This window comes from Amycolatopsis sp. NPDC057786, from assembly GCF_042797905.1.
GTDB lineage: Bacteria > Actinomycetota > Actinomycetes > Mycobacteriales > Pseudonocardiaceae > Amycolatopsis.
This window is the reverse complement of the sequence record NZ_JBHVKW010000088.1, coordinates 13324-36595: the sequence shown is the minus strand read 5'-3', so window position 1 is coordinate 36595 and position 23272 is coordinate 13324. Positions and strand designations below refer to the sequence as shown.

Genomic DNA, 23272 nt, shown 5'->3' with positions numbered 1-23272 from the left:
CCCCCTTCATTGCGTCTAGCGCAATGAAGGGGGCCTTCACGTACTTCCGAGGCTCAGCTCGCGTGGTGGTGGATCTCCCGCAACTCCTTGGCCGGGAGGGTGACGCCTGTCGCCTCGATCTGCTCCAGCGGGAGCAGCGGCGCGAGCTCGGGGCGCTTCGGGGACAGGCCGTCGCCCATCGACTCGCCCTTGAGCTGACGGCGGATCCACGGCAGCAGGTGCGCCTTCGTCCATTCGAGGTCCGAGCGGCGCGACGTGATCCAGGTGCTCGGCTCCTCGGACGCCGGCCACGGCTCGCGCCAGTCGTCGGCGACCGGGACGCCGAGGACCTCGGCCGCGCGCAGCGCGATCCGCCGGTGGGCCTCGGGGGTGAAGTGCAGCCGGTCGTCGCTCCAGGCGCGGCGGTCGTGCAGCGGGGCCATCGCCCACATGTCGACCATCTTGGCGCCGTGCCGGTCGGCGATCGCCCACAGATGCGCGTTGTAGATGCCGACCTTCCCCCGCAGGACGTGCATCACGGACAGGTACTTGGTGTCCGGCCCATTGAAGATCAGCACCGGGATCCCGGCCTCGCGCAGCTTGGCGACCCCCGCCTCCAGCCGCGCGGCGACGGCGTCCACGTCCGCGCCGGGCACGATGATGTCGTTGCCGCCCGCGCACAGGGTGACCAGGTCGGGCTTCACCGCGAGGGCGATCGGGAGCTGCTCTTCGAGGATCTCGTCGAGCATCTTCCCGCGGAGGGCGAGGTTCGCGTACTGGAAGTCGGGCCTGCCTTCGGCGAGGATCTCCGCCAGCCTGTCCGCCCAGCCCCTGAAGGTGCCGTCGGGCAAACTGTCGTTGAGTCCTTCGGTGAAGCTGTCACCGATCGCCACGTAGCTGTCGAATCCGTACACGTTGGGTCCCCTTCCGTCCGTGTGCCCCCGGTTGGTACTTGTACACCACAACTAACCGCGGAGAGCGCCCCGGCAATCCCACCTGGCCGAAACCCGTGGTTCAGCCCGTTGACACAGTCTCTTATTTTGTCGGACGTCCATGCATCTCCATTACTGGGATGTACACTCCTGGGCTGCGTGGATTCCCCTCAAGTGGGCGTAAACCGGACATGGTATGTGGCGAACATCTCCCCGGCCGGGTGTTCGGGCTCATAGATCCGGCAGGCTGTAAGGGTGACCTCACGACCCTCGCGCGAGTCGCTCGCCCAGATCCTCGGCGGGCGGCGTGGCGCCATCGACGCGAGTATCCCGCCCGCGGCCTTCGTCGTCGGCTGGCTGATCGCCGGCCAGTCGATCGCCTGGGGTGCCGGGGTGGCCATCGGGGTGGCGGTGCTGCTCGGCGTGTACCGGGTCGCGCGCGGCGACAAGGCCCGCGCGGTCGTGGTGAGCCTCGCGGCGGTGATCGCCGCCGCGCTGATCGCCCTGCACACCGGCCGCGCCGAAGACTTCTTCCTCATCCAGCTGCTGTCCAATGTGGCCAGCGCGCTGCTGTGGGCGGCCAGCATCGTGGTCCGGTGGCCGTTGCTCGGCCTCGTGGTGGGGCTCGTCATCGGGCAGAAGACCCGATGGCGCCGTGATCCCGCGCTGCTGCGCGCGTATTCGCGGGCGAGCTGGGTGTGGGTCTTCCTTCAGTACACGCTGAGGGTCGTCGTGTACGGCTCGCTGTGGTGGAGCGGGCAGGTGGTCGCGCTCGGCATCGCGCGGACGGTGCTGTCCTGGCCGCTGGTCGCGGTGACGGTCGCCGTGAGCGGCTGGGTGCTGTACCGCACGTTGCCTCCGGAACATCCCGGCCTGCGGGTGGTGGAGGAGAACGGGGATCCCTCGGATTCCGCGCCGGGTGGGCTGCCCAGGACATAAGGCGGCCCCCGGCGAGGGGGGAGGGTCCGGGGGCCGGGTCCTACGGTACCCGGAGTTCGGCCCCGGAGTCGATGGTTTGGTCTTTTAGGGCTCGTTTTTGGTGTTTTTCCAGGGTGGGACCGGCCGCGGCGCCCCTTCTCCGTAGGCGTCGACGGCGGCCAGCCAGGCGGCGCCGAGTACCCCGTCGGTGCTGGTCAGGACCTCGATGCCGTCGAGCCCGGCGCGGACCTTCGCCCCCACCGGACCCTCCGGGGACAACACGCCGCCCACCAGGACGACCGGCGTGTCCTCCCCGGGGTCCCTGGCAGCCATGACGTTCGTCACCAGCAGAGCGGCCGCGCGCGTGGCGATCTCGTCCGCCGCCGGATCGCCTTCGCGGTAGGCCTCGCTGACGAACGGGGCGAACCTGGCGAGCCGGATCGGCGCTTCGGCGTTGGCACTCGTGATGAGCGCGCGCCACAGTGAGGTTCCCGCCGGGTCCACTGCGGACGGTCCGAGCGCTTCGGTGAGCACGGCGCGCGCGAGCGGACCGGGTTCGCCGCCTCGGCCGAGAACATCCAAAGTGGAGCGAACGGCTTCACGGCCGAGCCAGTACGCGGACCCCTCGTCGCCGAGCAGCCAGCCGTAGCCGCCGACGGTCGAGACCATCCGCCTGCCGCGGATCCGGCCGGCGATCGAGCCGGTGCCCGCCACGAGCACCGACCCGTCCGGCGCGGAAGTCGCCGACGCGTAGGCGACTTCGGGGTCGGGGACCGTCCGCACTGGACTGATCCCCGTGTCCTTCCAAGCGGCTTCGAAGATCTCCGCGACCGCCGGATCGCTCAGCTTGCTGACGCCCGCCATGCCGACGACGCACGCCGCGGTCTCGGCCGGATCCAGCCCGCCGAGCGCGCCGGTGATCGCGCTCGCGATCCGCGCGGCGGCTTCCGACGGCGGATGGGAATTGGGATTCGCCCCGCCGGCGCGGCCCGTGCCGAGGACGGCGCCGGAGGCGTCGACGGCGATCGCTCGCGTCGACGTGCCTCCGGCGTCCACACCGATGACGTGGGTCACCGGGTCTTGGTCACCTTGAGCAGTCCGCGCGGGCTGTCCGGGTCCCCGCCGCGCGCCAGCGAGAGGCCGAGTGCGATCCGCTGGATGGGCAGGATCTCCAGGATCGGGGCGACCTCCTCGGCGGACGGCGCGACACCGATCCGCAGCGCCGCGGGGACGTCGGCCGAAGCGGAGCCGACCGCGAGCACGTCCGCGCCGCGTTTGCCGACGGCTTCGAGGACCTCCTGCATCGCGCCCACTCCGTGTCCCTGGCTCGTCACGGCGAGCACGGCGGTCTCGCCGTCGACCGCGGCGACCGGACCGTGCAACAGGTCCGCGCCGCTGTACGCGCGGGCCGCGAGGTAGCTGGTTTCGGCCAGCTTCAAGGAACCTTCCAGCGCCGTGGCGTACGAGTAACCGCGGCCCGTGGTGAGCACCCGGTCGACGAAGCGGTAGCGGTCCACCGCGCGCTGCACGCCTTCTTCGGAGCCGTCGAGGGTCTGCTGTGCGAGCTCGCCCAGCTTCTCCGCGTCCGCGCCCTTGCCGCCGCGGACCGCGTCGATCAGAAGGTAAAGCGAAAGCAAGGTGGCCGAGTAGGTCTTGGTGGCGGCCACCGCCTTTTCCAGTCCCGCGCCGATGTCGACACCGAGTTCGGCGGCGGCGCGAAGCGGCGACTCCGGGGTGTTGGTGACCGAAACGGTCAGCGCTCCCTGGCGACGCGCGGTTTCGGTGACCTCGATGAGATCCGGGGAACCACCGCTTTGGCTTACTGTGATGAAGAGAACGTCCCGCAGATCGGGACGGGCGCCGTACAGAGTCGCGGTGGAGGGTGAGACGAGACCGCAGGGGAGACCGAGGAGTACTTCGATCAGGTACTTCGCATACAGGGCGGCGTGGTCGCTGGAGCCCCGGGCGGCGAGCAGTGCGAACCTGGGCGGGCGCTGGGAGATGGCTGCGGCCACCTCGGCGATTTCGGCCTGTCGCTCCACGATTCCTGCCAGAATGGCGGGTTGCTGGGAGATCTCCGCGGCCATGTGCTCGCCGGGGCGCTGTTCGGTCATCTCGTTCCCTTCCACCGGGACGTACTTCGTCCCCCGAGTAGGTCTAGACCAATGCTAGCCCGAACGGACGTTTGTGGTGAAGGGTACGTTTCCTAGCGGGGACGGTGCGCGTTTGAGTGGGAAGGCTTAGGGAGTCGGTCATGTTGGAGACAACCACCGCGGGTGAGGCGGGCGCTACGGCAGGGATGCGCGGACAGCGCGAACCCAAGTACTGGGCGCTGAAACAGCATCTGCTCGATCTGCTCGACGCGTTGCCCCCCGGTTCGCCGATTCCGACGGAACGGGCGCTGGCGGGGGAATTCACCGTTTCGCGCACCACGGTCCGGCAGGCGCTCGCCGACCTCACCGCCGAGGGCAGGCTCCACCGCGTGCAGGGCAAGGGCACCTTCGCCGCCGAGCCGAAACTCGCGCAGCGCCTGCAGTTGTCGTCCTACACCGAGGACATGCGCAAGCAGGGGCTCAAGCCGTCGTCCAAGCTGCTGGAGATCGACGAACTGCCCGTCGAAGCCGATCTGGCGAAGCTGCTCGGAATCCGCGTCGGCGCGAAGATCCTTCGCCTTCGCCGTCTCCGGCTGGCCGATTCGCAGCCGATGGCGCTGGAGACCACGCACCTCCCGCTCGGCCGCTTCCGCGGTTTGCGCAAACACGTTTCCGCAGGTGGTTCGCTGTACGCCGTGCTGAGGGAGCACTACGGCGTCGAGCTCGAAAGGGCAGAGGAAACGATAGAGACCGCCCTCGCCGGACCGCACGAGGCGGAGATGCTCGGCGCCGACGTCGGAATGCCGATGTTGCTCCTTTCGAGGCATTCCTTCGCCACCGACGGAAAACCGGTCGAGTTCGCGCGCGCGATCTACCGGGGTGACCGTTACAAATTCGTCACCACGCTGCTTCCCTGACGAGTCAGGTAATTCCGGGAAAGATCGCTTTCCCGGAATTCATGCCGATTTCGCGGTGGCCCGGCCCCGGCCGTCGTGATTCAGTCGTCCCATGACTGACACGGCGGCGGGGATTCGGTGGGGGACGCCGGTGGCGCGCGGCGTGCTCGCGACGACGATCGTGGGCTCGGGCATGGCGATGCTCGACGGGACGATCATCAACGTCGCGCTCCCGAGGATCGGCGACGAACTCGACGCGTCCGTCGCCGGCCTTCAATGGATCCTCGACGGCTATCTGCTCGCGCTCGCCGCGCTGATCCTCGTCGCCGGATCCCTCGGCGACCGCTACGGCCGCCGCCGCATGTTCATCGTCGGCGTCGTCTGGTTCGGGGTCGCCTCCGGGCTGTGCGCCGCGGCGACGACCACCGAGCTGCTCGTCGCGACCCGGATCCTCCAGGGGATCGGGGGAGCTTTGCTCACGCCCGGCTCGCTCGCGATCCTCCAAGCGTCGTTCGCCCATGAGGACCGGGCCCGCGCGATCGGTGCCTGGTCCGGGCTCGGCGGTATCGCGGCGGCGATCGGCCCGCTGCTCGGCGGCGTCCTCGTGCAGGTGTGGTCGTGGCGACTGGCGTTCCTGATCAACCTGCCGCTCGCCGCGGTCTGTGTCCTGCTCGCCCGGCGCTACGTGCCCGAGTCCCGTGACGAGGAGGCGACCGGGCATCCCGACTTCCTCGCGGCCGCCGTCGGCGCGATCGGGCTCGCGGGGCTGACCGGCGCGCTGGTCGAGGCGCCCGGACGCGGTATCGGCGACGTCGTCGTCCTGGTCGCCATCGTGCTCGGCGTCGCGGGGCTGGGGTCGTTCCTGGTGATCCAGCACCGCTCGGCCGACCCGCTGGTGCCGCCGAAACTGTTCCGGGACCGGACGTTCAGCCTCGCCAACGCGCTGACCTTCGTCGTCTACGCCGCGCTCGGCGGCGTGATGATGCTGATGGTCATGCAGCTTCAGGTGTCGCTGGGCTACTCGCCGACCGCCGCCGGGCTCGCCGGGCTGCCGATCACCGTCATCATGCTGCTGTTCTCCGGCCGGTCCGGCGCGCTCGCGCAGAAGATCGGGCCGCGCACGCAACTCGTCGTCGGCCCGATCCTGGTCGGCGTCGGCATGCTCCTGCTGATGCGGGTCGGGCCGGGGTCCTCGTATCTGGGGTCGGTGCTGCCCGCCGTCGTCGTGTTCGGCGCCGGGCTGGCGACGGTCGTCGCGCCGGTGACGGCGACTGTGCTGGCCGCCGCGCCGGACCGGTACGCCGGCGTCGCCTCCGGGGTCAACAACGCCATCGCCCGGTCGGGTGGCCTGCTCGCGATCGCCGTGCTGCCCGCCGTCGCCGGGCTGTCCGGTGCCGCCTACGCCGATCCGGTGGCGCTGACCGCGGGCTGGCGGACGGCGTTGCTGGTGTGCGCGGCACTGGCGATCGGCGGCGGGCTGATCGCGCTCGGCATCCACAACGGCGTTCTCGACACACCTTCCGACGACACCGACGAGTCGCCGCACCCCGGCGAATGTCTCCACTGCGGCGTCGACTCGCCCCCGACGCACGTCCACCCCGGGCGTCACACGCGTGATTGAAGGCGTAACTCGTGAGTTACGGCTCCAATCACGCGAGATACGGCGCCAGTCACGCGAGTTACGCCAATAGGTCGGCCAGTGTCGCCGGGTCCAGGTTCCCGCCCGAAACGATCGAAACGACCTTGCCCGGCGGCAGCGCGTCCCGGTGGGAGAGGAACGCGGCGGTCGCGGTGGCGCCGCTCGGCTCGGCGATCAGGCGGGCGCGGTGCGCCAGCGTCCGGACGGCCTCCCGGATCTCCTCCTCCGAAACGGTGATGACGTCGTCGAGCACCGACTGGAGGTGGGCGAAGGTCAGGTCCGACGGCTGGGCGCGCAGGCCGTCGGCACTGGTGCGCGCCCGCAGGTCCATCGGCCACTCGATCCGCCTGCCCGCGCGCAGGCCTTCGGCGGTGTCGCCCGCCAGTTCCGGCTCGACGCCGATGACCTTCGCGTCCGGCAGCAGTTCCTTGATCGCCGTGCCGACGCCCGAAGCCAGCCCGCCGCCGCTGAGCGGTACGAGCACGACGCCGGCGTCCGGCAGGTCCTCGGCGATCTCCAGGCCGACGGTGCCCTGCCCGGCGATGACGTCGCGGTGGTCGAACGGCGGGATCATGGTGAGCCCGCGTTCCTCGGCGACGGCGAGTGCGGAGGATTCCTGCGCGTCGATGGGGACCTCGATGACTTCGGCGCCGAGCGCCTTGGTGGCCTCGACCTTGGCGCGAGGGGCGACGTCCGGAATGAGGATCACCGCGGGAATCCCGAACCGCTTCGCCGAGTACGCGACCGCTTGCGCGTGGTTGCCACTGGAAAACGCGACGACGCCGCGGGCGCGCTGATCTTCGTTCAACGCGGCGATCGCATTGTACGCGCCGCGCACCTTGAAAGCGCCGATCGGCTGAAGGCTTTCCGGTTTGAGCCACAACGGCGCCCACCCTTGTTCCAGTAACGGGGTGCGCACCGCGACGCCTTTGACGCGGCTCGCCGCGTCACGGATTTCCTCGATCGATACCAGGTCCATACGTCCGATTATGTCAAGGAGTTGTGAGTCCAGGACAGTCCTTTTTGGACAGAGAGCGTGGCGCTGCTCACGTGCGGACAACGAAGGGAGCATCCCGTGCGCCTTAGTCGTTAGGACCGGTGAGGACCGACTAGCAGCAGAACGGGATCATGACCAAGGAGAGCACGGAGAAAACCGAAAAGACGGAAAAGCAGGGCCGGATCATCCAGGTGACGGCGGCCGCGATGGCCGCGATCACCGCGGCGTTGCTGGGTTCCACCCTCGGTGTCGCCGGAACGGTGGCGGGCGCCGGGCTGGCGAGCGTGATCACGACGCTCGGCGGCGAACTGTACCTGCGTTCGCTGCAACGGACGAAGGACGCGGCACTGAAGGCGCGAGTGGTGCTGACCGTTCCCGCACGCCGCAAGGTGCTCGACCCGGCGGAGCAGGAGACCGTCCGGCTCACCCCGGCGGAGGAGGACGAGCCGTCCGGGCGGAAGTTCAAACCACGTTGGGCGGTGATCGCCGGAGTCAGCGTGGTGGCGTTCGCGGTGGCGCTCGTCGCGATCACCGGCTTCGAAGGGGCGACCGGGAAGACCTTCGGTGGCGGGACCGGGACGACCATAGGGAAGATCATCGGCGGCGGACAGGCCCAGGAGCGGCAGGACAAGCACGACCCCCCGCCGGCGACGAGCCCTTCGGAGACTCCGGGCAACCAGCCCGAGAAGACGCCGTCGACCACGCCGACCCCCTCGACGACCCCGACGGCCCCCACGACCACGCAGGCGCCTCCGACGACGCAGTCCACTACGCCTTCGACCTCCCAGGCGCCCTCGACGACCGCCTCGGCCCCGGCTGCCTCGAACACCCCCGTGCCCTGATCCACTTCCCGCGTTTCGTCCTCTGAATGCGGTGGTTCGCGCTGCCGACTACCGCGTTCAGAGGACGAAACGCGTGGGATCAGGGGAGGGCCGAGCGAAGGGTGCGGGCGGCCGCTTCGGGGTCTTCGGCCTCGGTGATCGCGCGGACGACGACGATCCGCGACGCCCCCGCGTCCAGCACCTCGGGCAGCCGCTCGACGTCGATCCCGCCGATCGCGAACCACGGCCGCGTCGTTCCCAGGCCCGCGGTGGAGCGCACCAGGTCGAGCCCGGGCGCGGTCCGGCCCGGCTTCGTCGGGGTCGGCCAGCACGGGCCGGTGCAGAAGTAGTCCACGCCGGGTTCTTCGGCGGCGGCCGCGGCCTGTTCGGCCGAATGGGTGGACCGGCCGATCACGACGTCGTCCCCGAGCACGCGGCGGGCGAGCGACACCGGGATGTCGTCCTGGCCGAGGTGCAGCACGTGCGCGCCGACGGCGAGCGCGACGTCCGCGCGGTCGTTCACCGCCAGCAGCTTGTCGTGCTTCTCGCACGCCTCGGCCAGCACTTCCAGGGCGGCGATCTCGTGTTTCGCCTCGATCGGGGCACCGCCGGTCTTGTCCCTCAGCTGGATGATGTCGACGCCGCCCGCCAACGCGGCGTCGGCGAATTCGGCGAGATCGCCGCGGCCGGACCGGGCGTCGGTGCAGAGGTACAGGCGGGCGTCCGCGAGCCGGGCGCGGATCAGCGAACCAGACAGGGTGGGCATGGCGGCGACGGTACTCGCGCGCTACGGTGGGGTGGTCCGCACGGGAGCCCGAGGACGGGCTGAGAGGGAGCCGCGACCGCTCCGACCGTGGAACCTGATCCGGGTCATGCCGGCGCAGGGAGCGTGATTTCACATGGCGGAACTTTCGGTTGTCGGCGGCGGGGTCATCGGCCTCTCGGTCGCTTGGCGCGCGTCCGCGCGCGGCCATCGCGTCACCGTGTACGACCCCGAGCCGGGGCGCGGCGCGTCGTGGCTCGCGGGCGGCATGCTCGCGCCGGTCACCGAGGCCTGGCCCGGCGAGGAAGACGTCCTCGCCCTCGGCGAAGCGTCGCTGCGGCGCTGGCCCGATTTCGCCCGTGACCTGGCCGAAGAGGGCGTCGACCCGGGTCTTTCGCCGCACGGCACGCTCGTCGTCGCGCTGGACAGCGCCGACGCGGGCAACCTCGAAATGCTCGCCGCGTACCTCGCCGAGCTCGGCCGCGAGGTCGAGCGGCTGACCGGCCGCGAGGCCCGCCGCGCCGAGCCCGGTCTCGCCGGATCCGTCCGAAGTGGACTGCTCGTGCCCGGGGATCTGGCCGTGGACAACAGAAGGCTGTTGCACGCGCTCGAACACGCCTGCCGTGCGCGCGGCGTCGAGTTCCGCCAAGAGACCATCACGGATCTCGACGGGCTGGGCGACGTCGTCCTCGCCGCGGGCGCCTGGACCGGACGGCTGCATCCCGCGCTCGACGGCGCCGTCCGCCCGCTCAAGGGCGAGATCCTCCGCCTCCGGCCACGACGGGGTTGCCTGCCGCCTCCGAAACGCACCGTCCGCGCGATGGTCGAGGGCCGCCCGATCTACCTCGTCCCTCGCGACGACGGTCAGCTCGTACTCGGCGCGACCCAGTACGAGGCCGGGTTCGACGAGACCGTCACCGTCCGAGGCGTTCGTGAGCTGCTCGAAGGCGCGGAGCGCGTCTTCCCCGGCCTCACCGAATACGAACTCGTCGAGACCGCCGCCGGACTTCGCGCGGCGAGTGTCGACACTATGCCCTTCATCGGTGAGCTGGGCGAAGGCGTCTTCGCCGCGACAGGTCACCATCGCAACGGTCTCCTGATGGCCCCGGTCACCGCGGACGCCGCGGTCGCCTGGCTGGACGGAACGCCGTTGCCGGACGAGGTCGCGGCGGCCACGCCGTCGCGGCGAAGCGAGGAGCGGGTGTGATGGAGATCCAGGTCAACGGTCAGTGGCGCGAATTCCCCGACGGGACCACCGTCGAGGGCGTGCTGGAGGCGCTGGGCACGGCGACACAGGGGGTCGCGGTCGCGGTGGACGGCGTGGTCGTCCGGCGCGGCGAATGGCCGGAAGCGGTGGTGCGCAAGGGCGCCAGCGTCGACATCCTGACCGCTGTGCAAGGAGGCTGAAAATGGACGGCGACCACCTCGTCATCGGCGAGCACAAGCTTTCGTCGCGGCTGATCATCGGCACCGGCGGCGCGGGCAACCTCGCCGTGCTGGAACGCGCGCTGGTGGCGTCCGGCACGGAACTGACCACCGTCGCGATGCGCAAGGCCGACGCCGAAGGCGGCTCCGGCGTCCTCGAACTGCTTCGCCGTCTCGGCATCCGCCTGCTGCCCAACACCGCAGGTTGCCGGACGGCGGCCGAAGCGGTGCTCACCGCGCAGCTCGCCCGCGAAGCGCTCGAGACCGACCTCATAAAGCTGGAGGTCCACGCCGACGACCGCACCCTGCTGCCGGATCCGTTCGAGACCCTCGAAGCGGCCGAACAGCTCGCCGCCGACGGCTTCACCGTGCTCGTGTACACGAACGACGACCCGGTGCTGGCGCTGCGGCTGGAGGAGGCGGGTTGCGCGGCGGTGATGCCGCTCGGCGCGCCCATCGGCACCGGGCTCGGCATCCGGAACCCGCACAACATCGAGCTGATCGTGTCCCGCGCGGGGGTGCCGGTGATCCTCGACGCCGGGATCGGCACGGCTTCCGACGCGGCGCTGGCGATGGAGCTCGGCTGCGACGCGGTCCTGCTCTCCACCGCCGTGACCAGGGCCGCGGACCCCGAACGGATGGCGTCGGCGATGCGGGCCGCCGTCACCGCGGGGCGGCTGGCCGCCGGCGCGGGGCGGATCCCGCAGCGGTTCTGGGCGCACGCGTCGAGCCCGCCCCGGTAACCCTTTTGTACGGTTCACGGCCTTGACGGCGAGTTCGCACCCGGAGCCCGTATGGTTGACGGCACCTTTCCGGAGGCGCACCCGCCGCCGTGTACCCAGAGGAGCCAGTGGTGACCACGTCAGCGGTCCAGGACGTTTCGGGCAGGTTGTTCCTGGCGGTGGGCAGGCTGTCCCGGTCGCTGCGCCAGGCCGGTGTGCCCGGGCCGGGCCACGGCGCGATCTCGGCGCTCGCCACGCTCGTGCACTACGGCCAGCTACGCCTGGGTGACCTCGCGGCGAAGGAAGGCGTCGCCGCGGCCACCATGTCGAGGATCGTCGCTTCGCTGGTCGAAGCGGGCTACGTCAGCCGTGAATCGGACCCGATCGACAGGCGTGCCTGGCTCGCGGAGGCCACCGAAGAGGGGGCGAGGCTGGTTTCCGGCGTCCGGTCGACTCGGGTGAACGAGCTGAGCAAACGCCTCGAACGGCTGACCCCGGAGCATCAGGCGGCCCTGGCGGCGGCTCTGCCCGCGCTCGAAGCGCTTATTGCCGACGAAGAGCGCTGACTTCGGCGCGAAGGGCGCGAAGCTCGTCGAGGATTTCCTTGTTCGCCACAGCCTGCGTTTCGGCCTGCTTCGCTTCTTCCTCACGGATGTCCTGGCGAAGCTCGTCCTCCATCCCGCTCACCACGACGGCGATGAAGAGGTTCAGCACCGCGAAGCTGGACACGAGGATGTAGACCACGAAGAACACCCAGGCCATGGGCGCTTCCTTCATGACCTCCTTGGCGATGTCCGGCCAGGCCTCGCCGGTCATCACCTGGAACAGCGTGAACAGCGAAGTGCCGAGGTCGCCGAAGTTCTCCGGCGAGATCGCGCCGAACAGCTTAGTCGCCATCACGCCGGCGACGAAGATGATCAGCGCGAGCAGCGCGGCGATCGAAGCCATCCCGGGGATCGCCGCGAGCAGGCCGGTGACGACCTTCCGCATCGACGGCACGACCGAGATCAGCCGCAGCACGCGCAGGACCCGCAACGCCCGCAGCACCGCGAACGGGCCGGTCGTGGGGATCACCGCGATACCGACGACGACCAGGTCGAAGATGTTCCACGGGTCGCGGAAGAACTTCCCGCGATAGGCGTAGAGCTTCGCGCCGAGTTCGAGGACGAAGATCCCGAGCGCGATGTAGTCGACCGTGTGCAGCAGGCTCCCGTACTCCGCCAGCATTCTCGTGGAGGTCTCCAGGCCGAGCGTGACGGCGTTGAAGACGATCACCGCGATGATGAAGTTCTGGAAGCGGCGGTCTTCGACGACCTTGGCCACCGTTTCGCGTGCGGTCACGGCGCAGATCGTAACCGGACGGGTGCTCAGTGCTCCGGCGCAAGCCGCCAGAACGCCGAGACCGGACCGACCTTCGCGCCCATGGGATAGGCGTTTTCGACCGCGTGTGAAACGAACCACTTGCCGTAGCGGGCGGCCTCCACGACGGACATCCCCTTCGCGAGACCGGCCGTCAGCGCCGACGCCATGGTGTCCCCGGCGCCGTGCGTGTGCTGCGTCGCGAACCGCTCGCCCGGCAGTTCGACGAATGTGGAACCGTCGAAGAGCACGTCGACGCATTCCGGGTCGGAGACGAGGTGTCCGCTCTTCACGAGCACGTATTTCGGCCCGAGCCGGTGCAGGACGATGGCCGCCTGGTGCATCTGCTCGCGGGTGGTCACGGTCATCCCGGTCAGCAGGCGGACCTCGTCGAGGTTCGGCGTGAGGACGGTCGCGCGCGGCAGGAGTTCGTCGCGCAGGGCGACCAGCCCGGCCTCGTCGAACAGGGGATGCCCGTGCATCGACGCCGCGACCGGGTCGACCACGAACGGCACCTTGCTGTCGCGGCCGATCTCGGCCTTGTCGCACGCCGCGGCGACGGCGTGGATGATCTCGGCCGAAGCGAGCATGCCCGTCTTGGCCGCGTTGACGCCCATGTCGGCCGCGACGGCCTCGATCTGCCCGGCGACGATGCTCGCCGGGATGTCGGTGCGGTCGTGCACGCCGAGCGTGTTCTGGACGGTCACGGCGGTGACCGCGACCAGACCGTGCACGCCACAGGTGAGGAACGTGCGCAGATCCGCCTGAAGGCCGGCGGCGCCGCCGGAGTCGGACCCCGCGATGGTCAGCGCCGACGGCGGGCTCGGGTTCTCGCTCATGGGTTCATTTTCCACGCGCGTTCTCAGAGGGTCAGGACGAGCTTCCCGGTGACCCTGCCGCCTTCGCCGACTTCGTGGGCCTTCGCGACGTCTTCGAGAGGGAAGGTCTGGTCGACGTGGACGTGTAATTCACCCTTCTCGATCAGGCCGGTCAACGCCAGGAGACCGATTTCGTCCGGTTCGGCGAGCATCCCCGACGTCCGCACGCCGAGCTTTCCGGCCTTCGCGGTGACAGCCTCGCTCGGGCCGCCGGGGACCGCGATCAGCATGCCGCCGGGTTTCACCGCGTCCAGCCAGCGCAGGTCGCTCTGCTCGCCGACCAGCCCGAACACGACGTCCACATCGGACGCGGTCGCCGTCTCGTCGCGGTAGTCGATCGGCTCGTCGACACCGAGTTCGCGGAGGAAGTCGTGCTTCCCGGCGCTCGCCGTGCCCAGGACGTACGCGCCGCGCGCCTTCGCCACCTGCACGGCGAGGTGCCCGACACCGCCCGCGGCCGCGTCGATCAGCACTCGCTGTCCAGGCTGGACGTCGGCGATGTCCACGAGACCTTGCCAGGCGGTGAGCCCGGCGAGCGGCAGCCCGGCGGCCTGCTCGTGGGTGAGGCTCGCGGGTTTGCGCACGAACTGGCGGGCGGGCGCCGTCACGTACTCGCCGTAGCCGCCTGCCTGCCTGGGAAACCACGGGAAGCCGAGGACCTCGTCGCCGACGGCGAAACGCGTGGTGCCCACGCCGAGCTCCTCCACCACCCCGGAGACGTCCCAGCCGAGGACGAACGGCGGATCGCCCATGAAGACGCCGTAGGCCCTGGTCTTCCAGTCGACCGGGTTGATCCCGGCCGCGCGCACCCGCACGAGCACCTCCGTCGGGGCGGGGGACGGCCGATCGGCTTCGGTCACCTCCAGCACTTCCGGGCCACCAAGCCGCTGCTGGGTCACGACGCGCATCGAAAGCTCCTTCGTTGTTGGTGCTTTCCATGCTCGGCCGCTTGGTCTCTTTTCGCTAGAAGGCACTTGAAGGTAAACTAGGTACCTGATGGAAACCACCTGTGAAGTGCCGGAATCCCCGTGGGACATCTACCTGCGGAACTGCCCGTGCCGAGACGTCCTCGATCTGCTCGCCAACAAGTGGACCGCGCTCGTGCTCGGCGCGCTGTCGCGGCGGCCGCACCGGTTCGGTGAGCTGCGCCGCGCCGTCGGCGGGATCAGCCAGAAGATGCTGACGCAGAACCTGCGCGCCTTCGAACGCGACGGCCTGGTCACGCGCACGGTCTTCCCGACCACGCCGCCGACCGTCGAGTACGCGCTGACCGAACGCGGCGCGAGCGCGGGCACGCTGCTCATGGCGGTCAGCGAATGGTCGGTCGCCAACTTCGACGGGATCCTCGAATCGCGGAAGGAGTACGACTCGCGGGTGATGGAGCCCGTCGGCTGAAGTCCTCCGCGGCGGCACGCGGACTTCATCGGGAAGTCAGTTCGGCGCACTAACTTGACGAACAATTGGTTCGAACAAGTTATCTGGAGGCTTTCGTGCGCAGAACGCTTTCCCTCCTGTCGGTGCTGGTGGCCGTCGCCGGATTGACCTCCGGTGTGGCCACCGCCGCGGCCAAGACGCCGAAAGTGCTGGTCATCGGCCTGGACGGCGCTCGCTTCGACAAGCTGATGGCCGCAGACACCCCGAACGTCCACGCGCTGGTGGAGCGCGGCTACGCCTCGCGCAGCTCGCTGTACGGCAGCGGGATGGCGCCGACGGTGAGCGGCCCCGGCTGGTCCACGATCCTCACCGGCGTCTGGCCGGACAAGCACAAGGTGAAGGACAACTCCTTCTCGGGCAACGATCTCGCCTCGCATCCGAGCTGGCTCGCCCGCGCCGAAACCGCGAACCCGGCGCTCGACACCTACGCGGCCGTCGACTGGACGCCGATCGGCGACCGGATCCTGCGCACCGGCCAGGACCGCAAGTTCGTCCTGAACGGCGACAGCGCCGGCTACGAGAAGACCGACGAACAGGTCGCCGTCGACGCCGAGAAGCACCTCAAGCAGGACAAGGCCGACGCGTCGTTCGTCTACTTCGGACAGACGGACATCGCCGGCCACGACCACGGCGCGGATTCCCCGCAGTACGAAGCCAGCCTGCGCACCGACGACGCGTTGATCGGCCGTCTGCTCGCCGCCGTCGACGCCCGCGCGGACCGCGCGAACGAAGACTGGCTGATCGTGATCTCGTCGGACCACGGCCACACGCCGTCGGGCGGCCACGGCGGCGACACCCCCGAGGAACGGATGACGTTCGTGATCGCCGCCGGTGGCGCGGTCCCGGCCGGAACCCCCGCCGTGGCACCGAAGATCGTCGACATCGCGCCGACGGTGCTGCGGCACCTCGGTGTGGCGGCTCCGGCTGTCTACGACGGTTACGCGCTCGGCGCCGCGCCTTCGGACGTCTTCGACACGGCCGTTTTGCAGCCCAGGCAGGACGAAACCGGTGTCCCGGCGGGGGTTCTCGGCTGGACGCACGACGCGCCCGGTGGCTGGAGCGTGCGCAACGCGTCCGGTATGCCCGCCGGTGTGACGGAGTGGCAGGGCTGGTCCTTCACCACCGACGACTTCTGGACCCGCACCGCTCCCGGGCAGCAGCGCGAGGCGAACGCGCGGGCGCGTGGTGTCTTCGCGGTCGCGGACCCGGACGAGTGGGATGACAAGGGCTCGCCCTCTTCGCGCGGCACCTTCGACTCTTCCCTTGTTTCGCCTTCGCTCGACGTTTCCGGTAAGTCGGGGGTGGACGTCTCGTTCGTCTCGCACTACCGGCAGGACGGGACGCAGCGGGGTGCGCTGACGGCGTCGTTCGATGGTGGTCCGGAGCAGAACGTGCTGGCCTACGGGCCGGAATCCGGTACGGCGAACAAGGGCGGCGACGTGCTTTCGGTGCCGACGTCGGCTTCGGTCAAGGTGCCCGCGGGGGCTCGGTCGGTGAAGCTGACCTGGCGGCTCTACGCGGCGGGGAACAACTGGTACTGGGCCGTGGACGCTCCTCGCCTCACGATCCGGTAACGCGTGCTAGGAAAGGACCTTTCCTTGCAAATTTTGCAAGGAAAGGTCCTTTCATAGCACGCGTCAGGGGTTAACGAGCCGCCAGAAAGGGGAAACCGGCCCCACCCCGGCCCCCAGCGGATACGACTCCGCCACACAACGCTCGATGAACCGCTTCCCCTCGGCGACGGCCGTCGGCACGTCCGCCCCCTTCGCCAGCGAAGACGTGATCGCCGAAGCCATCGTGTCCCCGCCGCCGTGCGTGTTCCGCGTGTCGAAGCGCGGACCGCTCAGCTCGACCCAGGATTGGCCATCGGACAACAGGTCCACGCAATCCTGAGCCGCGTCGAGGTGCCCGCCCTTCACCAGCACCCACTCCGAACCGAACTCCAGCAGCGCCTCCGCAGCCTCGCGCTGAGTCGATGGCCCGGTCACCTCGACGCCGGTCAGCAGCCGGACCTCGTCCAGGTTCGGCGTGATCAGCGTGGCACGCGGGAAGAGCTCGGTGCGGATCGCCTCCAGCGCCTCCTCGCGCAGCAACGCGTGCCCGGTCATCGAAGCGGCGACCGGGTCCACGACGAACGGCGTGTCCGACGATCGTCCGATGTGGACTTCGTCGAGGGTCTTCGCGACGGCGTTGATGATCTCGGCCGTCGCGAGCATGCCGGTCTTCGCCGCGTCGACGCCCATGTCCGTGGCGACGGCCTTGATCTGCCCGGTGACGACGTCGACCGGGATCTCGCTGAAACCCTGCACACCCAGCGAGTTCTGTACGGTGACCGCGGTGAGCGCGACCATCCCGTGCACCCCGTTGGCGAAGAAGGTGCGCAGGTCGGCCTGGATGCCCGCACCACCACCGGAATCCGAGCCGGCGATGGTGAGGGCCGTCCTGGGTGTCGCTGTCACTGATTGACCACCGGCAGGTACACCTTGTTGCCCTGCTCGGCGAATTCGTTCGACTTCTCCTCCATGCCGGCCTCGATGGCCTCCACAGTGGACAGTCCGTGTTCCTCGGCGTACTTGCGGACGTCCTGGGTGATGCGCATCGAGCAGAACTTCGGCCCGCACATCGAGCAGAAGTGCGCCGTCTTCGCCGGCTCCGCGGGCAGCGTCTCGTCGTGGTACGCACGGGCGGTGTCGGGGTCCAGCGACAGGTTGAACTGGTCGTTCCAGCGGAATTCGAAGCGGGCCTTGGAAAGCTCGTCGTCCCACTCCTGCGCGTACTGGTGCCCCTTGGCGAGGTCGGCGGCGTGCGCGGCGATCTTGTAGGTGATGACGCCGGTCTTCACGTCGTCGCGGTTCGGCAGGCCGAGGTGCTCCTTCGGCGTGACGTAGCAGAGCATCGCCGTGCCGTACCAGCCGATCTGCGCCGCGCCGATGGCCGAGGTGATGTGGTCGTACGCCGGCGCGATGTCGGTCGCGAGCGGGCCGAGGGTGTAGAACGGCGCCTCGCCGGTCAGCTTCTCCTCGAGTTCGACGTTCTCCTTGATCTTGTGCATCGGCACGTGGCCGGGGCCCTCGATCATCACCTGGACGTCGTGCTCGCGGGCGATATGCGTGAGTTCGCCCAGCGTCTCCAGCTCGGCGAACTGCGCGCGGTCGTTGGCGTCGGCGATCGAGCCGGGCCGCAGGCCGTCACCGAGCGAGAACGTGACGTCGTACTCGCGCAGGATCTCGCACAGTTCGGCGAAATTGGTGTACAGGAACGATTCCTTGTGGTGCGCGAGGCACCACGCCGCCATGATCGAGCCGCCGCGCGAGACGATGCCGGTGACCCGGCGCGCGGTCAGCGGGATGTACCGCAGCAGCACCCCGGCGTGCACGGTGACATAGTCGACGCCCTGCTCGCACTGCTCGATGATGGTGTCGCGGTAGACCTCCCACGACAGCTTTTCGGGCTCCCCGTTGACCTTTTCCAGCGCCTGGTAGATCGGCACGGTGCCGACCGGCACCGGCGAGTTGCGGATGATCCACTCGCGCGTCTCGTGGATCCGCTTGCCTGTGGAGAGGTCCATGATCGTGTCGGCGCCCCACCGGGTGGCCCACACCATCTTGTCGACCTCCTCCTCCACGGAGGACCAGACGGCCGAGTTTCCCATGTTGGCGTTGATCTTCACCAGGAACTTCTTGCCGATGATCATCGGCTCGGTCTCCGGATGCTTGCGGTTGGCGGGGATCACCGCCCGGCCGCGCGCGACCTCGTCCCGCACGAATTCCGGCGAGCAGCGCTCGCGTGCCGCGACGTACTCCATCTCGCGGGTGATGACACCCTGTTTCGCCCAGCCGAGCTGGGTGTTGTGCTCACGACCGTCGGCCCAGCCGGCGCGCAGCCGATGAAGTCCACTGTGGACATCGATCTGCGCGTCGTCGTCGGTGTACGGGCCGGAGGTGTCGTAAACGTCGAAATGCTCGCCGTTCGAAAGATCGATCCGCCGCGCGGGGACCCGGAGACCGGATTCCGTCTGGTGATAGACCTTGCGGGAACCGGTGATCGGCCCGGTGGTCACGGTCGGCGTGATGCCCTGGGCATTCTCAAGCGTCGTCAACGACGTTCACTCCCTACGCCGGCATTACCCGGTCAGGTTCATGCGGTCGGCGGCGCCGGGTCTTCCGGAAAAAAGACTCCAGCCGCCCTCTCAGCCCGCCATGGCGCGAGCTCCCGCGGTTGTTTGGTTGTGCCCCGACCATGCCACGCCGGGGCTCGGACAATCAACCCTCCAAGGAGTTGGTCACTCCGAAGCCGACCAGGATGCCGCCGGACGTGCGCTCCGGCCACTGCTTGGGCCGATATGTCGACAGCGTTAGCGGTTCACCGGTTTGGAGCATGTGCGCGCCGGGGATTCACGACAGAATCCCGGGGGTTCTGCACCGTTACAGAAGTCTGGGGTGGATATGCGAAAACTCGTGCTCCCGGCACTGGCAGGCGTGCTGATCGCGGGGCTGGTCCCGGCGGTCGCCGCGGCACAGGGCGGTGAGGCGCCCGGAGCGCCCGGCGCCCATCCGAGCTGGCTCCCGGCGGACAAGACCGGCTTCGGCACCGCCCGCGAGCGGGCGAGCAACGTCTGGTTCACCCTGCAGGGTGGCCGGATGTCCGAGGTCTACTACCCGGATCTGTCGACGCCGAGCGTCCGTGCGCTCGACCTCGTCGTCACCGATGGGACGAGCTTCGCGACGGTCGACTCCTCGGCCAAGGCGCAGCAGGTGCGCCGCACTGACGGCCTCACCTACGAGCAGACGATCACCGACGACCAGCGCCGTTGGAAACTCCGCAAGACCTACGTCACCGACCCGGCGCGCACGAGTGTGCTGGTCGACGTCGACTTCGTTTCGCTGACCGGCAGCCCGTACCAGGTGTACGCGGTCGCGGATCCCGACCTCACGAACGAAGGATCCGACGACTCCGCACGCACCGATGGGGTGAACGCGGTCGCTTCCGACGCGAAGACCGCGGCCGCGCTGGCCGCGGAACCGGCGTTCTCGCGCAGTTCCGTGGGTTACGCCGGCGCCTCCGACGGCATCACGCAGCTGACGAAATCCTTCACCCTCAAGGATTACGCGACCGCGGCGAAGGGCAACGTGCTGATCACCGGGCAGACCTCCGCCGACGGTGTCCGCTCACGGGACTTCACGCTGTCGCTCGGCATGGGCGCGAAGGACTCCGACGCGCTCGCCAACGCGAAAGCCTCGCTACGGCGCGGATTCTCCGACGCCGCCCGTGCGTACGACCGCGGCTGGAAGCAGTACCTCCGACAGTTGAAGGACGCGCCGTCGTCGCTCAAGACCAAGCGGGAACGGGACCTCTACCAGGCGTCCGTGCTCATGCTCGCGGCGAGCGAGGACAAGATCCACCAAGGGGCGCTCATCGCGTCGCCGAGTATGCCGTGGCGGTTCGGGAACAACGACCCGGAATGGTCGCCGTCGGGCACCTATCACCTGGTCTGGCCGCGGGACCTCTACCAGATCGCGACCGGTCTGCTCGCCGCGGGCGACCGCGACGCCGCGAACCGGTCGATCGACTACATGTTCGGGACGCAGCAGTTGCCGGACGGGCACCTGCCGCAGAACAGCCACGTCGACGGCACGCCGTACTGGACGTCGATCCAGCTCGACGAGACCGCGCTGCCGATCGTGCTCGCCCAGCAGCTCGGCCGCACCGACGCGAAGACCTGGCAGGGGGTGCGCAAGGCGGCGGAATTCCTCTTGTCCTACAAGGCGGACAACGGGCACGCGTCGCCGTACAGCCAGCAGGAACGCTGGGAGGAACAGGACGGCTACTCGCCCTCGACGATCGCCGCGGTGATCGCCGGGCTGGTCTGCGCGGCCGACATCGCCAAGGCGAACGGCGCCGCCGCCGACGCGAAGCGCTACCTGGACACCGCCGACGCGTTCAAGGCGAAGCTCGCCCAGTGGACGGTGACCACGAACGGCCCGCTGTCGAAGGACCCGTACTTCGTCCGGCTGACCAAGGACGGCAACGCGAACAACGGCACGAAGTACAACCTGGGCAACTCCAGCGTGACCATGGACCAGCGTGCCGTGACCGACGCGGGATTCCTCGAACTGGTGAGGCTGGGCATCTACCGCGCCGACGATCCGGTGATCAGGAACAGCGTCAAGGTCACCGACGCCGACATCGCCTTCACCACCCCGACGGGTCAGTTCTGGCACCGATACACGAAGGACGGGTACGGCGAGAAGGCCGACGGCTCACCGTGGGACTACACGTTCCCGGCGGAAAGCCGGACCACTTTCGGGCGACTGTGGCCGCTGCTGGCGGGTGAACGCGGCGAGTACGACCTCGCCAACGGCGACCCGGGTACGGCCGCGAAGCGTCTTCGCGACCTGGGGCGCGTCAGCAGCTCCGGTGACACGATGCCGGAGCAGGTCTGGGACGAGAACGCGCCCTCGGGGCAGCCGGGCTTCCCGGCGGGCACACCGACCGCGTCCGCGACGCCGCTGGCGTGGACGCACGCGCAGTATCTGCGGCTCGCGTGGTCGGTGCAGGCGGGGAAGGTGATCGAGCAGCCGCGGGTGGTGCGGTGCCACTTCCTGGGCTGCTGACCCTCGCGTAAACGCTATGAAAGGTCCTTTCCTTGCAAAATTTGCAAGGAAAGGACCTTTCATGGCACGCGGGGCAGCTGCGAGAGGGTCAGTCGTCCGAGGGCTGAGCCTCCGGCAGCCACGAATTGCCCGGAACGCCCCATTTGTTCGCCTTGAGCATCTTCTTCGCCGCCCGGGCGTGGCGCCCGACCAGCCGGTCGAGGTAGATGAACCCGTCCAGGTGATCGGTCTCGTGCTGCAGGCAGCGCGCGAAGTAGCCGGTGCCTTCGACCTCGATCGGATTGCCGTCGACGTCGAAGCCGGTCACCTTCGCCCACGAAGCGCGGCCGGTCGGGTACGACTCGCCGGGCGCCGACAGGCAGCCTTCCCAGTCGTCGTCCGGATCCGGCATCGTCTCCGGGATCTCCGACGTCTCGAGCTTCGGGTTCACCACGGCGCCCTTGTGGCGCGTGCCCTCGTCGTCGGGGCAGTCGTAGACGAACACGCGCAGGTCGAGGCCGATCTGGTTGGCCGCGAGGCCCACCCCTTCGGCGGCGTACATGGTCTCGAACATGTCGTCGATGAGCGTGCGCAGCTTGTCGTCGAACTCGGTGATCTCCCGAGTCGGGTTGTGCAGCACGGGCTCGCCGGCGATCACGATGGGATGGACGGTCACGCGCGCAGTTTAGTCGGACCCTTCTGGTACACCCTTACCCATGACGCGCCGACGTCGTTACCGAGGCCGGGCGCCGCATCCGTGGTCTAATGGCGCCGCGGAATGACAAGCCTGTGGTTTCACGCCCGCCGAGCACTGACCTGATTGCGAGGAGTCGGATGGACGCCGCGGAGTCGATGGCTGAGCCCGACCAGCCGTCCCCGTCGGAGACCGTGAACGGCCTCAGCGAACGCGAGCTCGACATGCTCGCGTTCGAACGTCAGTGGTGGAAGTACGCCGGCGCGAAGGAACAGGCCATCCGCGAACGCTTCTCTATGTCGTCGACGCGCTACTACCAGTTGCTGAACCGGCTGCTCGAGAAGACCGAAGCCATGCAGGCCGATCCGATGCTGGTGAAGCGCCTGCGAAAGACGCGAGCGGCCCGGCAGCGCAATCGCGCGGCCCGGCGACTGGGGATCGATCTCTCATGAGTCTGTTTTCGGGTCTGTCCCGGCCGATGAAGGCCGCCGGACTGGCCTTGGTCGGTGTCGCCGTGATCGCCGCCGTGATCGGCGGCATCACCCTGACGAGCGGCGGCGGTGACTCGGACACCGCGACGCCGCCCGGCAGCACGCCCACGTCCTCGGACGGCGCGACGCAGCCTTCGTCCCCGGCGCCGGGTTCGCCCTCCGCCAGTACGCCGCCCGCGTCGTCGGCGCCTCCGTCGAGCGCGCCCGCGAGTTCCGCGCCGCCGGCTAGCCAGCCGGGGCAGACGGGTCAGCCCGGTCCGGGGCAGCCCGGCGGTGATCAGCAGGCGTCGCACAAGTGGGTGACGGTGCGCGTCTACAACAACAGCACGATCCAGGGTCTCGCCGAACAGGCCGCGAAGGATTTCCGCGCCTCCGGCTGGAATGTCTCCGAGGTCAAGGGCTACCCGGGCAGGCTCCCCGAGACCGTGGCCTACTACCGGCCGGGCACCGACGAGGAAGCGGCCGCGAAGGCGCTGGCGCTGGAGTTCGGTTTCCGCGCCGAGCCCAGGTTCAAGGAGATCGAGAACATCGGCCCCGGCGTGATCGTCATCCTCACCAAGGACTACAAGACCAACGACAAGGACGGCTCCTAGCCGATTCGTGAAAGGGTCCTCTTCCTCGCGAGGAAGAGGGCCCTT

24 protein-coding genes and 2 riboswitches are annotated in these 23272 nt (G+C 69.2%); of the genes, 13 read left to right on the top strand and 11 right to left on the bottom strand.

Annotated elements, in window-relative coordinates:
• Positions 1–53 precede the first annotated feature (53 nt).
• A complete protein-coding gene (locus ACFVM3_RS32570; protein ID WP_378443750.1) occupies positions 54–893 on the bottom strand; it encodes an SGNH/GDSL hydrolase family protein in 840 nt (279 codons plus the stop codon).
• 273 nt (positions 894–1166) lie between these two features.
• Here ACFVM3_RS32570 and ACFVM3_RS32565 point away from each other — a divergent pair, with 273 nt between their 5' ends.
• Positions 1167–1850, top strand: coding sequence for a DUF3159 domain-containing protein (locus ACFVM3_RS32565; protein WP_378443749.1), 684 nt, complete (start codon positions 1167–1169; stop codon positions 1848–1850).
• Positions 1851–1934: 84 nt separating this feature from the next.
• Here the strand turns inward: ACFVM3_RS32565 and ACFVM3_RS32560 are convergent, their stop codons facing one another.
• On the bottom strand, positions 1935–2903 hold the full coding sequence (locus ACFVM3_RS32560) for an N-acetylglucosamine kinase (RefSeq protein ID WP_378443748.1): 969 nt from the start codon (positions 2901–2903) through the stop codon (positions 1935–1937).
• Positions 2900–3943 (bottom strand): SIS domain-containing protein, encoded by a 1044-nt coding sequence (locus ACFVM3_RS32555; RefSeq protein WP_378443747.1) that lies wholly within the window; start codon positions 3941–3943, stop codon positions 2900–2902. Before ACFVM3_RS32555 ends, ACFVM3_RS32560 begins: the two co-directional genes overlap by 4 nt.
• Before the next feature lie 140 nt (positions 3944–4083).
• Between ACFVM3_RS32555 and ACFVM3_RS32550 the strand changes: the two genes are divergently transcribed.
• Together ACFVM3_RS32550 and ACFVM3_RS32545 are read left to right on the top strand one after the other, a co-directional pair.
• Positions 4084–4839 carry a GntR family transcriptional regulator gene (locus tag ACFVM3_RS32550; protein WP_181772244.1) on the top strand — a complete coding sequence of 252 codons (756 nt, stop codon included), beginning with the start codon at positions 4084–4086 and terminating at the stop codon, positions 4837–4839.
• A 91-nt stretch (positions 4840–4930) separates the two neighbouring features.
• A complete protein-coding gene (locus tag ACFVM3_RS32545) occupies positions 4931–6439 on the top strand; it encodes an MFS transporter (RefSeq protein ID WP_378443746.1) in 1509 nt (502 codons plus the stop codon).
• A gap of 58 nt (positions 6440–6497) precedes the next feature.
• Here ACFVM3_RS32545 and ACFVM3_RS32540 read toward each other — a convergent pair whose 3' ends face one another.
• The gene (locus ACFVM3_RS32540) at positions 6498–7436 is read right to left on the bottom strand and encodes a threonine/serine dehydratase (RefSeq protein ID WP_378443745.1); all 939 of its coding nucleotides are present in this window, start codon (positions 7434–7436) and stop codon (positions 6498–6500) included.
• A 149-nt stretch (positions 7437–7585) separates the two neighbouring features.
• Here ACFVM3_RS32540 and ACFVM3_RS32535 point away from each other — a divergent pair, with 149 nt between their 5' ends.
• Complete coding sequence (locus ACFVM3_RS32535) at positions 7586–8296, top strand: hypothetical protein (protein WP_378443744.1); 711 nt, start codon at positions 7586–7588, stop codon at positions 8294–8296.
• A 79-nt stretch (positions 8297–8375) separates the two neighbouring features.
• Here the strand turns inward: ACFVM3_RS32535 and thiE are convergent, their stop codons facing one another.
• Positions 8376–9041 (bottom strand): thiamine phosphate synthase, encoded by a 666-nt coding sequence (gene thiE, locus ACFVM3_RS32530; RefSeq protein WP_378443743.1) that lies wholly within the window; start codon positions 9039–9041, stop codon positions 8376–8378.
• Positions 9042–9071: 30 nt separating this feature from the next.
• A riboswitch (TPP riboswitch) is annotated at positions 9072–9179 on the top strand.
• Between thiE and thiO the strand changes: the two genes are divergently transcribed.
• The 4 genes from thiO to ACFVM3_RS32510 all read left to right on the top strand — a co-directional run bounded on the left by thiO (position 9175) and on the right by ACFVM3_RS32510 (position 11751).
• Positions 9175–10245 (top strand): glycine oxidase ThiO, encoded by a 1071-nt coding sequence (gene thiO / locus ACFVM3_RS32525; RefSeq protein WP_378443742.1) that lies wholly within the window; start codon positions 9175–9177, stop codon positions 10243–10245. (Overlaps the previous riboswitch by 5 nt.)
• A complete protein-coding gene (gene thiS / locus ACFVM3_RS32520; RefSeq protein WP_007033436.1) occupies positions 10245–10445 on the top strand; it encodes a sulfur carrier protein ThiS in 201 nt (66 codons plus the stop codon). Before thiO ends, thiS begins: the two co-directional genes overlap by 1 nt.
• A 2-nt stretch (positions 10446–10447) precedes the next feature.
• Positions 10448–11206, top strand: coding sequence for a thiazole synthase (locus ACFVM3_RS32515; RefSeq protein ID WP_378443741.1), 759 nt, complete (start codon positions 10448–10450; stop codon positions 11204–11206).
• 110 nt (positions 11207–11316) lie between these two features.
• On the top strand, positions 11317–11751 hold the full coding sequence (locus tag ACFVM3_RS32510) for a MarR family winged helix-turn-helix transcriptional regulator (protein ID WP_126730334.1): 435 nt from the start codon (positions 11317–11319) through the stop codon (positions 11749–11751).
• Here ACFVM3_RS32510 and ACFVM3_RS32505 read toward each other — a convergent pair.
• From ACFVM3_RS32505 to ACFVM3_RS32495, 3 genes are read right to left on the bottom strand one after another with little or no spacing between them, the layout of a single operon-like run.
• On the bottom strand, positions 11729–12526 hold the full coding sequence (locus tag ACFVM3_RS32505; RefSeq protein WP_378443740.1) for an ion transporter: 798 nt from the start codon (positions 12524–12526) through the stop codon (positions 11729–11731). The two genes, ACFVM3_RS32510 and ACFVM3_RS32505, sit on opposite strands and share 23 nt — an antisense overlap.
• A gap of 26 nt (positions 12527–12552) precedes the next feature.
• The gene (thiD, locus tag ACFVM3_RS32500; protein WP_378443739.1) at positions 12553–13383 is read right to left on the bottom strand and encodes a bifunctional hydroxymethylpyrimidine kinase/phosphomethylpyrimidine kinase; all 831 of its coding nucleotides are present in this window, start codon (positions 13381–13383) and stop codon (positions 12553–12555) included.
• A 23-nt stretch (positions 13384–13406) separates the two neighbouring features.
• Complete coding sequence (locus ACFVM3_RS32495; RefSeq protein ID WP_378443738.1) at positions 13407–14330, bottom strand: NADP-dependent oxidoreductase; 924 nt, start codon at positions 14328–14330, stop codon at positions 13407–13409.
• 88 nt (positions 14331–14418) lie between these two features.
• On the opposite strand from ACFVM3_RS32495, the gene ACFVM3_RS32490 reads away from it, so the two are divergent.
• The gene (locus ACFVM3_RS32490; protein WP_172843557.1) at positions 14419–14817 is read left to right on the top strand and encodes a helix-turn-helix domain-containing protein; all 399 of its coding nucleotides are present in this window, start codon (positions 14419–14421) and stop codon (positions 14815–14817) included.
• 95 nt (positions 14818–14912) lie between these two features.
• Positions 14913–16430 (top strand): alkaline phosphatase family protein, encoded by a 1518-nt coding sequence (locus ACFVM3_RS32485; protein ID WP_378443737.1) that lies wholly within the window; start codon positions 14913–14915, stop codon positions 16428–16430.
• A gap of 63 nt (positions 16431–16493) precedes the next feature.
• Here ACFVM3_RS32485 and thiD (ACFVM3_RS32480) read toward each other — a convergent pair whose 3' ends face one another.
• Both thiD (ACFVM3_RS32480) and thiC read right to left on the bottom strand, forming a co-directional pair.
• Entirely contained in the window at positions 16494–17315 is an 822-nt protein-coding gene (gene thiD / locus ACFVM3_RS32480; RefSeq protein ID WP_378443736.1) for a bifunctional hydroxymethylpyrimidine kinase/phosphomethylpyrimidine kinase, read from the bottom strand.
• Positions 17312–18955, bottom strand: coding sequence for a phosphomethylpyrimidine synthase ThiC (gene thiC, locus ACFVM3_RS32475; RefSeq protein WP_167373530.1), 1644 nt, complete (start codon positions 18953–18955; stop codon positions 17312–17314). The genes thiD (ACFVM3_RS32480) and thiC overlap by 4 nt, the downstream gene beginning before the upstream one ends.
• Positions 18949–19082: riboswitch (TPP riboswitch) on the bottom strand. Its footprint overlaps the gene before it by 7 nt.
• Positions 19083–19301: 219 nt before the next feature.
• Here thiC and ACFVM3_RS32470 point away from each other — a divergent pair.
• The gene (locus tag ACFVM3_RS32470) at positions 19302–21470 is read left to right on the top strand and encodes a glycoside hydrolase family 15 protein (protein WP_378443751.1); all 2169 of its coding nucleotides are present in this window, start codon (positions 19302–19304) and stop codon (positions 21468–21470) included.
• An 88-nt stretch (positions 21471–21558) separates the two neighbouring features.
• Here the strand turns inward: ACFVM3_RS32470 and ACFVM3_RS32465 are convergent, their stop codons facing one another.
• Complete coding sequence (locus tag ACFVM3_RS32465; RefSeq protein ID WP_378443735.1) at positions 21559–22125, bottom strand: peptide deformylase; 567 nt, start codon at positions 22123–22125, stop codon at positions 21559–21561.
• A gap of 158 nt (positions 22126–22283) precedes the next feature.
• Between ACFVM3_RS32465 and ACFVM3_RS32460 the strand changes: the two genes are divergently transcribed.
• Entirely contained in the window at positions 22284–22595 is a 312-nt protein-coding gene (locus tag ACFVM3_RS32460; RefSeq protein ID WP_005160574.1) for a DUF3263 domain-containing protein, read from the top strand.
• Complete coding sequence (locus ACFVM3_RS32455; protein ID WP_378443734.1) at positions 22592–23227, top strand: LytR C-terminal domain-containing protein; 636 nt, start codon at positions 22592–22594, stop codon at positions 23225–23227. The genes ACFVM3_RS32460 and ACFVM3_RS32455 overlap by 4 nt, the downstream gene beginning before the upstream one ends.
• The last annotated feature ends 45 nt before the right edge of the window (positions 23228–23272 follow it).

Excerpts from the sequence above, each read along its gene's own strand:
- ACFVM3_RS32555 (WP_378443747.1), bottom strand. The coding sequence starts at position 3,943 with ATGACCGAACAGCGCCCCGGCGAGCACATGGCCGCGGAGATCTCCCAG.
- ACFVM3_RS32550 (WP_181772244.1), top strand. The coding sequence starts at position 4,084 with ATGTTGGAGACAACCACCGCGGGTGAGGCGGGCGCTACGGCAGGGATG.
- ACFVM3_RS32545 (WP_378443746.1), top strand. The coding sequence starts at position 4,931 with ATGACTGACACGGCGGCGGGGATTCGGTGGGGGACGCCGGTGGCGCGC.
- ACFVM3_RS32540 (WP_378443745.1), bottom strand. The coding sequence starts at position 7,436 with ATGGACCTGGTATCGATCGAGGAAATCCGTGACGCGGCGAGCCGCGTC.
- ACFVM3_RS32535 (WP_378443744.1), top strand. The coding sequence starts at position 7,586 with ATGACCAAGGAGAGCACGGAGAAAACCGAAAAGACGGAAAAGCAGGGC.
- thiE (WP_378443743.1), bottom strand. The coding sequence starts at position 9,041 with ATGCCCACCCTGTCTGGTTCGCTGATCCGCGCCCGGCTCGCGGACGCC.
- thiO (WP_378443742.1), top strand. The coding sequence starts at position 9,175 with ATGGCGGAACTTTCGGTTGTCGGCGGCGGGGTCATCGGCCTCTCGGTC.
- thiS (WP_007033436.1), top strand. The coding sequence starts at position 10,245 with ATGGAGATCCAGGTCAACGGTCAGTGGCGCGAATTCCCCGACGGGACC.
- ACFVM3_RS32515 (WP_378443741.1), top strand. The coding sequence starts at position 10,448 with ATGGACGGCGACCACCTCGTCATCGGCGAGCACAAGCTTTCGTCGCGG.
- thiD (WP_378443739.1), bottom strand. The coding sequence starts at position 13,383 with ATGAGCGAGAACCCGAGCCCGCCGTCGGCGCTGACCATCGCGGGGTCC.
- ACFVM3_RS32495 (WP_378443738.1), bottom strand. The coding sequence starts at position 14,330 with ATGCGCGTCGTGACCCAGCAGCGGCTTGGTGGCCCGGAAGTGCTGGAG.
- ACFVM3_RS32490 (WP_172843557.1), top strand. The coding sequence starts at position 14,419 with ATGGAAACCACCTGTGAAGTGCCGGAATCCCCGTGGGACATCTACCTG.
- ACFVM3_RS32470 (WP_378443751.1), top strand. The coding sequence starts at position 19,302 with ATGCGAAAACTCGTGCTCCCGGCACTGGCAGGCGTGCTGATCGCGGGG.
- ACFVM3_RS32460 (WP_005160574.1), top strand. The coding sequence starts at position 22,284 with ATGGACGCCGCGGAGTCGATGGCTGAGCCCGACCAGCCGTCCCCGTCG.
- ACFVM3_RS32455 (WP_378443734.1), top strand. The coding sequence starts at position 22,592 with ATGAGTCTGTTTTCGGGTCTGTCCCGGCCGATGAAGGCCGCCGGACTG.